This is a genomic window from Streptomyces sp. NPDC002935 (assembly GCF_040611295.1).
In the GTDB taxonomy this organism is placed as follows: domain Bacteria; phylum Actinomycetota; class Actinomycetes; order Streptomycetales; family Streptomycetaceae; genus Streptomyces.
Genome location: NZ_JBEXNW010000070.1, coordinates 1 through 12,737, shown reverse-complemented (window position 1 = coordinate 12,737; position 12,737 = coordinate 1). Strand labels below are relative to the sequence as shown.

At 65.8% G+C, this 12,737-nt stretch carries 11 protein-coding genes, 1 tRNA gene and 1 pseudogene; 9 read left to right on the top strand and 4 right to left on the bottom strand.

Annotation, left to right across the window (positions count from 1 at the left end; genetic code table 11):
• Nucleotides 1–269: 269 nt before the first annotated feature.
• From ABZX90_RS43150 to ABZX90_RS43140, 3 genes and pseudogenes are all read right to left on the bottom strand, one after another.
• On the bottom strand, nucleotides 270–425 hold the full coding sequence (locus ABZX90_RS43150) for a DUF5958 family protein (RefSeq protein WP_355213645.1): 156 nt from the start codon (nucleotides 423–425) through the stop codon (nucleotides 270–272).
• Nucleotides 426–490: 65 nt separating this feature from the next.
• A pseudogene (locus ABZX90_RS43145) lies at nucleotides 491–646 on the bottom strand (DUF5958 family protein); the annotation flags it as partial.
• 55 nt (nucleotides 647–701) lie between these two features.
• Complete coding sequence (locus ABZX90_RS43140; RefSeq protein ID WP_355213644.1) at nucleotides 702–1,031, bottom strand: hypothetical protein; 330 nt, start codon at nucleotides 1,029–1,031, stop codon at nucleotides 702–704.
• Nucleotides 1,032–1,293: 262 nt separating this feature from the next.
• Here ABZX90_RS43140 and ABZX90_RS43135 point away from each other — a divergent pair.
• From ABZX90_RS43135 to ABZX90_RS43110, 6 genes are all read left to right on the top strand, one after another.
• A tRNA-Trp gene (locus ABZX90_RS43135) sits at nucleotides 1,294–1,368 on the top strand.
• Between the two features lie 79 nt (nucleotides 1,369–1,447).
• Entirely contained in the window at nucleotides 1,448–1,645 is a 198-nt protein-coding gene (locus ABZX90_RS43130; RefSeq protein WP_355213643.1) for a hypothetical protein, read from the top strand.
• Between the two features lie 428 nt (nucleotides 1,646–2,073).
• The gene (locus tag ABZX90_RS43125) at nucleotides 2,074–2,499 is read left to right on the top strand and encodes a hypothetical protein (protein WP_355213642.1); all 426 of its coding nucleotides are present in this window, start codon (nucleotides 2,074–2,076) and stop codon (nucleotides 2,497–2,499) included.
• Entirely contained in the window at nucleotides 2,496–4,538 is a 2,043-nt protein-coding gene (locus ABZX90_RS43120; protein WP_355213641.1) for a tetratricopeptide repeat protein, read from the top strand. The genes ABZX90_RS43125 and ABZX90_RS43120 overlap by 4 nt, the downstream gene beginning before the upstream one ends.
• 440 nt (nucleotides 4,539–4,978) lie before the next feature.
• Nucleotides 4,979–5,551, top strand: a complete 573-nt coding sequence (locus ABZX90_RS43115; protein ID WP_355213640.1) for a DUF4232 domain-containing protein — start codon at nucleotides 4,979–4,981, stop codon at nucleotides 5,549–5,551.
• 945 nt (nucleotides 5,552–6,496) lie between these two features.
• A complete protein-coding gene (locus ABZX90_RS43110; RefSeq protein WP_351537187.1) occupies nucleotides 6,497–6,745 on the top strand; it encodes a hypothetical protein in 249 nt (82 codons plus the stop codon).
• A gap of 136 nt (nucleotides 6,746–6,881) precedes the next feature.
• Here the strand turns inward: ABZX90_RS43110 and ABZX90_RS43105 are convergent, their stop codons facing one another.
• Entirely contained in the window at nucleotides 6,882–7,034 is a 153-nt protein-coding gene (locus ABZX90_RS43105; protein WP_355213639.1) for a hypothetical protein, read from the bottom strand.
• Between the two features lie 525 nt (nucleotides 7,035–7,559).
• Here ABZX90_RS43105 and ABZX90_RS43100 point away from each other — a divergent pair.
• The 3 genes from ABZX90_RS43100 (at nucleotide 7,560) to ABZX90_RS43090 (ending at nucleotide 12,402) form a co-directional block, all read left to right on the top strand.
• On the top strand, nucleotides 7,560–7,997 hold the full coding sequence (locus ABZX90_RS43100; RefSeq protein WP_355213638.1) for a hypothetical protein: 438 nt from the start codon (nucleotides 7,560–7,562) through the stop codon (nucleotides 7,995–7,997).
• A gap of 104 nt (nucleotides 7,998–8,101) precedes the next feature.
• Nucleotides 8,102–10,852 carry a tetratricopeptide repeat protein gene (locus ABZX90_RS43095; protein ID WP_355213637.1) on the top strand — a complete coding sequence of 917 codons (2,751 nt, stop codon included), beginning with the start codon at nucleotides 8,102–8,104 and terminating at the stop codon, nucleotides 10,850–10,852.
• A gap of 461 nt (nucleotides 10,853–11,313) precedes the next feature.
• On the top strand, nucleotides 11,314–12,402 hold the full coding sequence (locus ABZX90_RS43090; protein WP_355213636.1) for a pentapeptide repeat-containing protein: 1,089 nt from the start codon (nucleotides 11,314–11,316) through the stop codon (nucleotides 12,400–12,402).
• The last annotated feature ends 335 nt before the right edge of the window (nucleotides 12,403–12,737 follow it).

Genomic DNA, 12,737 nt, shown 5'->3' with positions numbered 1-12,737 from the left:
ACGAGCGCAACTTGGGGGAAGTTCTGCCGGCGGACGGCAACTGGACGTACTTCGCCCACGCGCTCACGGCAGCCACGATGTATGAGTGACCGGCACGCTGAGGCAGAGTGGTTGCGGCCGACAGTGATGCGAGTCTGGGCCGTCCGACGCTGCTCGGCAGTGGCCAACGACGACCGATGACGACCACTGAGACATGCGGGAGCACTGCCCACACCTGCGGAAACGCAGCTCACCAAGATCTCTGGCAAGACCCAGGGCAAGAAGTCACCTTAGGTCGCATCTCGTGGCGGATCCGACAGATTGTGCCACTCGTGACCACACCCCCCGGCGCAATGCAGCGTTCTCCTGCGGGTATCCGCGATGCTGAAGAGGGCGACGAGCAGGCGGAAAGACTTGGTGAGTTCGTAGGCCGGAAGCGCTTCCATCCCGAAGCGCCATTCGTGAGCATCACCGCCGGCGTGTGAGTGGGGCGAATGCCAGAACGCGCAATGCTCTCTGGCACATCGTCCTCACAGGCACGGGCCTGCCCACAAAACAGCACCAGTGCATGCAAGACCTTGCGTCGGTCATCCTCCGACAAGCTCTCGAACCACTCGACACCCTCGGCAGTCGGTCTGAGCCCCTGTGCGAGTTCGTTCAGGATCACCTCGGGTGCGGACAACACCGGCTTCCTCCCTCGTGGTTTCAGACCGTCGGTACGTTCAGTGCGAAGGCGTGAAGCCGGCGGACTGGTCGAGATGGAACGCGGAGCCAGGAACCGTCGGGGTCCAACCCTCACGCAGTGCAAGCCGAACAGCCGCGGCAACAGTGGACGGCAGTACAGGCGCAGCCTCGCGGCCGATCCAGTTGCTCGGATGTGGCTGGTCGGTGGTGATCACAAGCGTCGTCCCCGGGGTGTCCGCATGCTCGACCGCGAACGTGCACGGCGACCAGGCCAGCCCCTGGAAGTACGTCGGCCTGCCCCGCAGCCGCCAGCGGTAAGCCGTGCCGTCGACAACGATTCGTCGCGATCCCCTGCGGACCAGCGCCATGACTCCCCCTTCAACAGCGACGATGCTAGCGACCCCAGCCCCGCCGCCCGTCTCAGTTTCCGTCTCATTCAGCACCGTTCACGGTCGTTCAGACAAGACCGAAGCCGGTGGCCGCTCCCACGGCCGAACGCCCATGAACGCAGGTGACGGCCCCGCTCGAAGCCCCAGGCCCCACCACCACAGTTGGAAAGCGTGTGGGGTCCTGACGAAGAGCGCCTGTACGCCTCGCGCATGGCCAGCGGGACTAGGATCCCAGCCGGGCGAAGTCGTAGCGCAGAGGTAGTCGCGCGCGGTCTCCAAAATCGCGAGGACGCCGGTTCGAATCCGGCCGGCTTCGTCCGCCCCAGCTGCGGCGTCCAACCGTTAGCGGGACGGTTCCGCGCGGGTCCTGCGACCTGGGCTCGTATCGTGCATGCATGCGCAATGAGCGGCACCACGAGCCACTGTCCAAAGCGGAGTTGGAGTTGTTCCTCCAGTATCTGCACCGGTTCGCTAACCACGATGTGGATCAGTTCGCCCTCATGCAGGTGGGCGATTCTGTGTACCCCGTCTATGTGAGCTTCTCCAGGAAGCCCGAGGCGGGAGTTGACCCCGAGGTCTACCGGCGGCCGTAGCGAACCCCGGGCCCTGTCGAATGCGTGTCGAGGACTGGCCGACTGGGGAGTCGGGGCGGGGGAGCGGCGCAGGTCAGAGGCAGTGCCCCACTCGACGCACCAAGCGCCTTCTAAGCGCTCAGTCGTTCGAAACATGCCACAGCCAGGCCGCATCGTGCGGTCGGCTATGGTCAACGACGGTTCGCCGCAGTCGAGATGCGTCATTGGTCCCGGCTGCGGCACAACGATGGGCCCTCGTGCCAGCGCTGCCGTCCCCGTCCGAACTTACAAGGCCGGCGGTCGACGAGCCTCCGGTGCAGTCATGCTCGGGCCGGTGACCATCGATGCTTCGCGGGAACCCCTTCAGATGATTCGGGCGTTTTGGCCTCAAGGCCAGGGCGTTGTTTCTAGGCTGAGTTCTTCCGGAGCCGCGTAAGTCGGGAGATCAAGTGAGTGCTGAGATTGTGCAGTTGGTCGGGCAGGCGGCTCCGGCCGTGACAGCAGCGGTGGGGGCATATGGGGTAGCGGTGCTGACCCGTGCGCAGGATGCTGCGGCCGACGCCACGGTCAGTCTCGGGCAACGGATCCTTCAACTGGTCTGGCGACACCGGGATGAAGCAGGTCAGGTAGAGCTGGAACGGGTGGTGGACGAGGCCGCCGATGAGCAGGACGACGCGTACTCCAACGCCGTCTTGAGCCGACTCCTCAGGCAGGCGTTGCAGGACGATTCCGTACTCCGGGAGGAACTAGCTGCTGTACTGCCCGCCCCTGCGCCGGGCACGGTCAATGTCACGGCTTCCGGCGAGCGGTCGATTGCTGCTCAACACATCGGTACCGCGATCACGGGCGACGGTCACACCGCGCCACAGCCGTGAGTACCGACGAGGACCGGCCCCAGCTGGGGATCGAGGCGAAGGGACCGAGGTCGATCGCCGCCGGGCAGATCGGTAACGCCTTCACGGGCGATGTGCTGCCAGCCGAGGCACTACACGCGCCAGGCAAGGTTGCGGCGGCCCCAGGCACCTCCAATCTGTCCCCTACCGCGCTCTGTCTCGGGCGAGAGGATGAACTGAACAGGCTGCGGAGCATCTTGACCAGCAGGCATGAGGGCGCGATCATGCAGAGCGGGACCGTGCACGGTCTTGGCGGGATTGGCAAGAGCACCCTCGCCCTGCACTACGCCCACCGCCACCGCGGGGACTACACCCTGATCTGGTGGATCAACGCCGCGTCCTCGGACGAGATCGAGACCTCGCTCACGGGCCTCACCCACACACTGGTACCTGGCTGGGCCACCGCAGCCGATCGGGGCGCGCAGGTCGCTTGGGCGATGCAGTGGCTGGCTTGGCATCCAGGCTGGCTGCTGGTCTACGACAACGTGGAGGACCCCGACGACCTCGGCCCCTACATCGGCGCCCTCCACCAAGGCCATCACCTCGCCACCAGCCGCCGCACCACCGGCTGGCCCGACAGCACCCCCACCCTGACCCTGGGCAACCTCGACCCTGACGACGCCACCACCCTGCTGTGCCGACTCGTATTCAAGGGGACCAGCCCCACACCCCGCCAGCAGACCGAAGCCCGGTCCCTTGCAGCCGAGTTGGGGTACTTCCCTCTGGCGATCAAACAGGCCGGTGCCTACCTGGCCCAGAACCGCGGCATCAGCCTGAACTCCTACCGCCGCCGCCTGGACACCAAACTCGCCAAGACCGCCCACGGCACCGATACCGAACGCACCCTGGCCCGCATCTGGAACGTCACCCTCCACGCTCTGGAGGGGGCCGATCCGCTGGCCGTGGAGGTGCTACACACCACCGCCTGGCTGGCCCCCGACGGCATCCCCCACAGCCTGCTCACCCCGCCCGGCACTGACCCAGACGACATCGCCGAAGCCGTCGGAATCCTTGCCGCGTACAGCATGGTGACCGACACCGGCACCACTCTGAGCATCCACCGGCTGGTCCAGACCGTCCTACGGCCGAACACCGACGACACCCAGCCCCTCCGACACCTGCAAGGACGAGACCGCGCCGAACAGGCGGTCCTCCACAGCTTGACACCGCCGCCGGGTCAGGACGCCCCCACCGAAGGCCAGTGGGACAGCCTCACACCCCACCTCGTCACCCTCGCAGCCACCAGGCTGCCCCAACGCCACGACGCCTCGCTTGCCAATGCGTATGAGTCCGCGGCGCAACGGCTCCACCAGCAAGGCCACACGGCCCGCACCATCCCCCTGTACGAGGCCACCCTCGCCCAGTGCGAGCAGGTCCTGGGCGACACCCACGCCGACACCCTGAGCAGCCGCAACAACCTCGCCTACGCCTACCAGGCGGCGGGGGATCTGGGACGGGCCATCCCCCTGCTGGAGGCCACCCTCGCCCAGTTTGAGCAGGTCCTGGGCGACATCCACGCCGACACCCTGGCCAGCCGCAACAACCTCGCCGCCGCCTACGAGTCGGCGGGGGATCTGGGACGGGCCATCCCCCTGTACGAGGCCACCCTCGCCCAGCGCGAGCAGGTCCTGGGCGACACCCACCCCCACACCCTGAGCAGCCGCAACAACCTCGCTTACGCCTACCAGGCGGCGGGAGATCTGGGACGGGCCATCCCCCTGCTGGAGGCCACCCTCGCCCAGTCTGAGCAGGTCCTGGGCGACACCCACGCCGACACCCTGACCGGCCGCAACAACCTCGCCGCCGCCTACGAGTCGGCGGGGGATCTGGGACGGGCCATCCCCCTGTACGAGGCCACCCTCGCCCAGCGCGAGCAGGTCCTGGGCGACACCCACCCCCACACCCTGCAAAGCCGCAACAACCTCGCCCACGCTCGTCAGAAGGCCGCCGCTGCACAGCCCGGAAATACAGCAACCTCAGTGCCCGAGGCTGTACCTCAAAAGGCGTCCCCAGCTGACTGAGCAGCCCGAGAACCGTCAGTGCCCTACCCGCCGAGAGTTCAGGACGAAGAAGTCATGCCAGACGCGTGCCAGATCCTGCGGGGAACCACGGGGAATGGCGGGGAACCAAGGAACTTGCCCGCCGTGCTCCGATAGCCCTTCGTTGCAGGCCAGTCCCCCGGCAAGCCCCAGATCACCTCAGCTTCCCAAGCTGAGAGCGTGACGGGTGCACATCGAGTGGCCGCATCGCCCTTGTTTCCAAGGCGTGTTGCCTTCGGTGTGTCAGCAACGGCCATCTGCACGGGTACAGCCTGTCGTCACCGTTCCGTCACAAGTAGTCGCCGCACGGAACCCTGCCGCTCTCCCGCCCTATCTGCCCTCACGCACCACGACCACGCGTACCGCGGGGCAACAACCGACGACCGAAACCCGCGGACGAGACGACTCAGGGGGACGACAACATGCGTCACAGCAACGGCATTCGCAGGGCGGCTCTGGCAACGACGGCGGTCACGGCCGTCGCGGCGGCGGTGACCGGCATCCTGCCCGGCACCGCCATGGCGGCGAGCACCACCACCACCTCTACCCCGCCGCCCGCCTGCCCGGCCTCCGCCCTCCAGGTCAGTGCCTGGCAGGCCGCCCACCCGCCCGTCGGGACCGGGACCGGGGCGGCGGTCGTGCAGTTCACCAACGTCTCCCGGAAGACGTGCGTCCTGAAGGGCCATCCGACGGTCGCGGGCGCCGGCAACGGCTCCCCCGCCCACAACACCCCGCTCAAGGTCACTCCCACTGGCAGGGCGGCCACCGTGACGGTCCGGCCGCACGGCAAGGCGTGGGTGAAGCTGACCTTCGTCCAGGTCCAGGGGGAGGGCGACGGCTACTGCGTGTCGGGCGAGACCCCGGCGGCGTATCCGACGATGGTCATCGGGCTGCCGCACTCCGGGAAGCACCAGGTCGCCCTGAACGACGGGTGGTGGGCCGAGTGCGACAACAAGGTGACCGTCACCCCGGTCTCGGCGGTCAAGCCTTCCTGACCCCCCCGTCCCCACAAATCGAGCAGCCTGCATGACGATCGCAAGGCTCTGACCTACACGTTTACGAGGAACTGTACATAAGTGCAGGTCAGCGACTCAATGTACCTTCGGTGCGCTGAGTCGCTGACCTGCGGTGATCAAACTCCGATGACACAAGCTCGCGTCCGTCAAAGTCCGATGGCAAACGGTCAAGATCCTGTGGCACAGGACAACCCAGACGCACCTTCGGCGGCACGCCTCGCCCCCAACCCGCGCCGAAGCCGAGACCGCGTTGGCGAGCCATCTCTGAGCGCTCACCTGGGCAGGAGCACGCGACCGGCCAATCGCCACCGTCTCAGTTTCCGTCTCATTCACCACCGTTCACGGACGTTCAGACGAGACCACAAGCCCACTCCCCCAAGCCGACCAGCCGCGCATGAACGCAGGTGAACGTCCCCGAACGCGGCCCAAGACCCCATCAACACAGTTGGAAAGCGTGTTGGCTAGGTGATGAGGGGGGTGAGGTCTGCGGCCTGCAACATAGTCCCGAGGTGGCTCCCGGGGACCTTTGTGCCCACCCCCCTTGACCGCGGACCTCGAAGGTTCTCTGACCGGTCTCATCCCGCCATGCAAGCTAACAGGGGGGACTGACAACGGGGGTGAGAGCCGGGAGTCGCGGTACGGCAGCCAGGTACAGCAACCCGAGGGGCAGGCAGCCCCCGCACTGGCCATCGCGGGGCGCCAAGCAACCTGTCTAACCGTCTCCGCCCCATCGCCCTAGAGCTACGGATCAGAGGGTTCTGACATCCACGGCTGACATCAACTACGCCGGACGGGGATGGAACACCGACAACCCTGTCCGGCCGTCGCGCCAGTCGACTACGGCGTCCGAAGCCGGATTGAACCGAACTTACAAGGCGGTGCTCACCAAGCCTTGGGGGCGATGGGCCAAGTAGGGTCCCCCGTGTGACTGTTTCTCCTGAGCACGTCGACAGCAGAGAGGCCCTGGCCGCCTTCGTTCGCTCGTTGCAGCGCAGCCACGCCGAGGACGGAAGCTCATGGGAGAACGCGGACCTCCCGAGCTTCTTGGAGGCTTTGGCGGCATGGGTCGATGACGCCGATGGCTGGTACGGCAATGCCAGCCGCGAGCTGCCGGTCAGTGGCGACTGGACCTTCTTCGCACGAGCTCTGCAGGCCGCGACCATCTACGAGTAGTCCGCGCTGTGGCGAACGAACCAGGGCGACGGCAAGCTCTCTTGCTAGGCCGGCGGCCCCTCGGCGTCCCTGCGGCTGGACAGACGTGCCGTGCGATCGTGGACAAGGCCAGCTCGCGATCCTCGTCAACCACAAGTCAACCCTTGCCCAGGAGCGCTTGCAGCACTGGGCGAACCTCTTCACCCAGTTCCTTCGCCAAGTCGTCATCCGTGGGGGAGAGGCCATCCTGGACGAGGCTCGCCACGTGGAACACGACGACTTCCTCCCCTGCGGTGATGTTGAAGTCCATGACGTGAAGGTATGCGAGCCCTTTGGCCGCAACACGTCGAGGACCTGTCGTCACGCCGGCCTGCACGGCTTGCTCTGGTCGACGGCAGCGACAGCGTGGCTGAGGCTCGTGGGGGCGGAGCGAGGCATACGCGTGCGTGGTCGGTCGGCGCACCCGCCGTCGTGGCTGACTGTCGTCGGCTGAGGTTCAGACGGGGCGTGTCGAAGGTGCCGGCTGTCGGTCGAGCGGGCTGAAGCTGGGCCGTCTCTGGGCCGTCCGACGTTGCTCAACAGCGGCCAATGACGACCAACGACGACGGCCAAGCGTAAGAGCCCATCGCCCCTGAGCAGCGAAAACGCAGGTCACCAAGATCTCCGGCAAGACCCAGGGCAAGAAGAAGTAGCCCGGTTGCGTCGGGCTCGCGGTCGTGAGGCTTCGACCCTGGAACCGCAGCAGGTGGTTTAGCCGTTTTACGCTCACGGAGTGTCTTGGATTCCTACGCTAGGTCACCTGTGATAGCCGGATGGCGCACGGTCAGGAGTGCCTGTGAGTACAGAGATCGTCGAGCTCGTGGAAGAGGCCACGCCGTATTTGTCAGCCGCATTGACTACATACGGCGTGGCGGTCCTGGGCCGGGCTGAGGACGCGGCGGTGGGTGCCGCGGTGGAAGGAACGGCAGGTCTGGGCCGGCGGATTCTCCATCTGGTGTGGCGACGACGGAACGAGGAAGGCCGGACGGCCCTGGAGTCGGCGGTGCAGACAGCTGCTGAGGAACCGGACGACACGGATGCGGCGGGAGCGTTGCGGCATCAGCTCAAGCGGGCCTTGCGGGAGGATGCGGAACTGGTGCGCGAGTTAGTGAAGTTACTGCCCGCGTCGGGTGGAGTGACGGTGAACGTGTCGGGGACCCGAGCGATCGGCGCGCAGCACGTCGGTATCGCGACTTCCGGCGACAACACCACCATCCACCCACCGAAACAGTGAGTGCGCGGGGCCCGGGGGCGCCGGTGGGGGTGGAGGCGTCCGGTGAACGGGCGATCGGGGCCGACTCGATCGGGGTCGCGATCAGCGGGGACAATGCGCGGGTCGTGGTCCTGCCGGCGCAGGCCGTGCACTGGGCACACACCGTTCAGGCCCCGGCGAAAGCCGGATTTCTACCGGAGTCAGTGTCAGGGATCTTTGTCGGCCGCGAGCGGGAGCTGACCGAGCTGCGGGAGATGCTGACCGGCGGGGGATCGGCCGCCGTGGTTCAGCCGCAATACTCTCCGTCGCGGGCGAGGGCGATCCACGGGCTGGGCGGCGTAGGTAAGAGTGCTCTTGCCCTGCACTATGCCGACCGCTACCGCAGTGCCTACACCTTAGTTTGGTGGATCACCGCCGAATCCCCCGAAGCGATTGTGAACGGCCTAGCTGGCATCACAACGCAGTTGTGCCCGGAATGGGCTCAGACAGCCGGACCGGACGACCGCGCGGCGTGGGCGATCACCTGGCTCCAGGCCCACGCTGGCTGGCTGCTGATCTTCGACAACGCCGAGAATCCCACCCACTTGCGCCCATACCTGGGCACCCTGAGCCATGGCCACCACCTAATCACGAGCCGCAAGGCCACCGGCTGGCACAAACTGGCCCCCAAAATGGCCCTGGGACTCCTCCCTATGGACGAGGCCACCGATCTGCTGTGCACCATCGCCTTCCAGGATTCCGTTCCCACCGGTGAGCAGCGGGATGCGGCACGACTGCTGTCTGCGGACCTCGGATGTCTGCCACTGGCCCTGGAACAGGCCGGCGCCTACGCCTACCGGACCGGCACCGACCTCGACACCTACCGCCAGTCTCTTGGACTCGTCCTGGACGAAGAGGATGACGTCGACGACCCCGAACGGACCATCGCTCGGATCTGGGATTACACCCTCACCGCGATCAGCGCCCGCAAACCCCTAGCCGTCACCCTCCTGCAAACCATGGCGTGGCTGGCCCCCGACGATATCCCCCGTACCCTCTTTGCGCCCCTCGTCCCTGACCCGATCGCGCTCGGGAACGCCCTAGGGGAACTCCACGCTTACAACATGATTGCCTTCACTGACGATCGCCAGGGCGTCACCGTCCACCGACTTGTACAGACCGTCCTACGCAACCGAAACCCCCTCCACTCAGAGAACGAGACCCGCTTCTCGGCCCCAGGCCGCAGTGAGGCCGGGCAAGCCATACGCCAAGCCTTGCCCGCCCCGCCCGACAACGCCCAGCCCGAACCAACCGCGTTATGGGAACGCCTGCTCCCTCACGTCGTAGCCCTCATGGAGTACACACCACTTCAGCACCCTGTCACCGCTGAAACAGTCGAGACCTACTACCAGGCGGCGCAATACCTCTACCGACAAGGCCGCGACGCCCACACCATCACACTACGCACGCACATCCTCGCCCTCTCCGAACATGCTCTCGGCGACGCTCACCCCGACACACTCACCCACCGTCACAACCTCGCCAACGCCTACCAAGCCAGCGGGAATCTCGGGAGAGCCATCCCTCTGTACGAAGCCACCCTCGCCCAGCGCGAGCAAGTCCTCGGCGACACCCATCCCCACACCCTCGCCAGCCGCAACAACCTCGCCAGCGCATACGAGGCGGCAGGGGATCTGGGTGGAGCCATCCCTCTGTACGAAGCCACCCTCGCCCAGCGCGAGCAAGTCCTCGGCGACACCCACGCCGACACCCTCGCCAGCCGCAACAACCTCGCCGGTGCCTACCGGTCGGCGGGAGATCTGGGTAGAGCCATCCCCCTGCTGCAAGCCACCCTCGCCCAGAGCGAACAGGTCCACGGCGACACCCATCCCCACACCCTCACCAGCCGCAACAACCTCGCCAGCGCATACCGGGTGGCGGGAGATCTGGGTAGAGCCATCCCCCTGTTGGAAGCCACCCTCGCCCAGCGCGAGCAAGTCCAAGGCGAGACCCACCCCCACACCCTCACCAGCCGCAACAACCTCGCCAGCGTCTACCGGGTGGCGGGAGATCTGGGTAGAGCCATCCCCTTGTTGGAAGCCACCCTCGCTCAGCGCGAACAGGTCCTGGGCCACACCCACCCCGACACCCTCACCAGCCGCCACAATCTAGCCAGCGCCTACCGGGTGGCGGGAGATCTGGGTAGAGCCATCCCCTTGTTGGAAGCCACCCTCGCCCAGAGCGAACAAGTCCTCGGCGACACCCACCCCCACACCCTCACCAGCCGCAACAACCTCGCCAGCGTCTACTACATGACTGGGGATCTGGGTAGGGCTATCCCCTTGTTGGAAGCCACCCTCACTCAGCGCGAGCAAGTGCTCGGCGAGAGCCACCCCCAAACCCTCACCAGCCGCAACAACCTCGCCCACGCGTATGAGGTGGCAGGAGATCTAGGCAAAGCCATCCCCCTGTTGGAAGCCACCCTCGCCCAGAGCGAACAAGTCCTCGGCGACACCCACGCCGACACCCTCGCCAGCCGCAACAACCTTGCCGGCGTATACCAAGCGGCAGGGGATCTGAGCAGAGCCGTCCCCCTGTTGGAAGCCACCCTCGCCCAGAGCGAGCAAGTCCTCGGCGACACCCACCCCCAAACTCTCGCCAGCCGCCACAATCTCGCCCACGCGTATGAGGCGGCGGGAGATCTGGGCAGAGCCATCCCCCTGTATGAAGCCACCATCATCCAGAGCGAACAGGTCCTCGGCGACGCCCACCCCGACACCATCACGAGCCGCCATAACCTCGCCAGCGCTCGCCAGAAGGCCGAAGCCGTACAGCACGGAAGTACAGGAACTTCAGGGACCAAGGCTGTACCTCAAAAGCCGTCCACGGCTGATTGAGCAGCCCGAGAACCATCAATGACCTTCCCGCCGAGAGTTCGGGACGAAGAGGTCGTGCCAGACCCGTGCCAGATCGTGCGGGGAACCACGGGGATATCCGGGGAACCGGCCGACCTCGCATCAGGCGCCGAGACCGCTCAGCCGCAGGTCAGCCTCGGAGCAAGCCCTAGATGCTCTCAGCTTCCCAAGCTGATGGTGCGTTCCACAGCGCCGGCCATCGCTATCGTGCGGCTTCCGACACCGGGGTGTAGTCCATTCAGACGAGCCAACGCGCTGATTGGCCCTCAAGCGGGTGTCATGAACGGGTGATGGATCAACGTCGGGCTCGCACGACCCTCAAATGGTTGCTGCTTGTTGTGTGCGGGCTTGCGGCTGTGGCGACCTTTATCTGGCTACTGATCTCGGGTCCTTGGTACTTCGAGGATCCTCATCTGTCTGGGTTAGAACCAGGAGCAGCCAATGTGATCAGCGGATTCCGTACCGCTGTGGTGGCGATGGGTGCAGCGTTAGTAGCGGTGATTGGGCTGGTCTTCACGGGCCGCACACTGCATCTGAGCCGCGAGGGTCACGTCACGGACCGCTTCAGTAAAGCTGTGGAGCATCTCGGTTCCGCCGTGCTCGAGGTACGTCTCGGAGGAATCTATGCCTTGGAACGGCTCATGCGGGACTCGCCCAGGGATCGTCAAGCCATGAGCGACGTGCTGGCTGCCTTCGTCCGCGAGCGCGCGCCGAACAATTCGTCGGCCGCCGGGCGCGCTCAGTCGCTGATTGCCCCTGGCGAACGTCGGCTGGAACGGGCGCGCCGCAGAGTACGAGATGCCACCCCAGCCACAGACGTCCAAGCCGCGCTAACAGTACTCGCCCGCCGCCCCAGGCAAAGCCAGGGCGGCACCCCGTTGCCGCTTGACCTAAGTAACAGCTATCTACGCGGGGCGAATCTTTTCAAAGCGGACTTGGAAGGAGCGGTCCTGTTCGCCACCAACTTGGAGGGCGCGTTCTTGAAGGACGCCAACCTGTACTCGGCGAATCTACAGAATGCCCAGCTGGACAACGCGATCCTCGTCAAAGCTAACCTGACTCTCGCGAACCTTGCCGAGGCCCGTCTGGACAGCGCGGACCTCTCCAAAGCTCTGCTGGTTGTCGCGAATCTGGCCGGGGCCAGTCTCGTACGCGGTAACCTCTCGGGGGCGCGGCTCTATAGCGCAGATCTGAGGAATGCTCGGCTGTCGCTCTCAAATCTATTCCGAGCGCACTTGGAGGCTGCGAGGTTGGACGGGGCGCGCCTAGAGGGAGCGAACCTAGAGAGGGCCCATCTGGCGAAGGTTGCGGTTCGACGACCTGGTCGGCGAACGGAGCCTCGCCGGGGCTACCTCGTTGCCAAGGGGTTAACCGTCGAGCAATTGGTGACAGCCATTCTCTACCGCACACGGATGTCACAGGATTTGGCAGCCAACCCTCACGTTCAAGCACGAGTCGCAGAGGTGGAAGCCGCCATCAAAGACGAATCAGAGCGAGATGAGGTGATACCCCCACCGGTGAGGCCCCGCTGACCGATCCTGATATTGAGCTTGATTGGGTGATGTCGGGCCGTCCTGCCGAGCGTTGCATCCTCTGTGCCGCACTGCTGTCCCCGTGAGGTCCGCGCAAAACTGCGGCTCGACCGGTGCCGAGAGAACAACCTGGGGAACGCTTCGGCCGGATGCTGTGGGTCGGTTCGAAGCCCCGTCGCGTCCGCTCTCCGGATGTCTGAGAGATCGGTGGACCGGTGCCAGCGGCAGTGGCGTGAGGCCGCGACTTCCGACTTCGCACTATTTGCGATACAGGAGGGCACCACACGCCTCCGGGGATCAAGGAACCTGCTGGTCAGATCCCATCCGCAAGCCGA

Bases quoted from the DNA above. Each gene is read 5' to 3' on its own strand.
- ABZX90_RS43150 (WP_355213645.1), bottom strand. From the start codon at position 425: ATGGAAGCGCTTCCGGCCTACGAACTCACCAAGTCTTTCCGCCTGCTC.
- ABZX90_RS43140 (WP_355213644.1), bottom strand. From the start codon at position 1,031: ATGGCGCTGGTCCGCAGGGGATCGCGACGAATCGTTGTCGACGGCACG.
- ABZX90_RS43130 (WP_355213643.1), top strand. From the start codon at position 1,448: ATGCGCAATGAGCGGCACCACGAGCCACTGTCCAAAGCGGAGTTGGAG.
- ABZX90_RS43115 (WP_355213640.1), top strand. From the start codon at position 4,979: ATGCGTCACAGCAACGGCATTCGCAGGGCGGCTCTGGCAACGACGGCG.
- ABZX90_RS43105 (WP_355213639.1), bottom strand. From the start codon at position 7,034: ATGGACTTCAACATCACCGCAGGGGAGGAAGTCGTCGTGTTCCACGTG.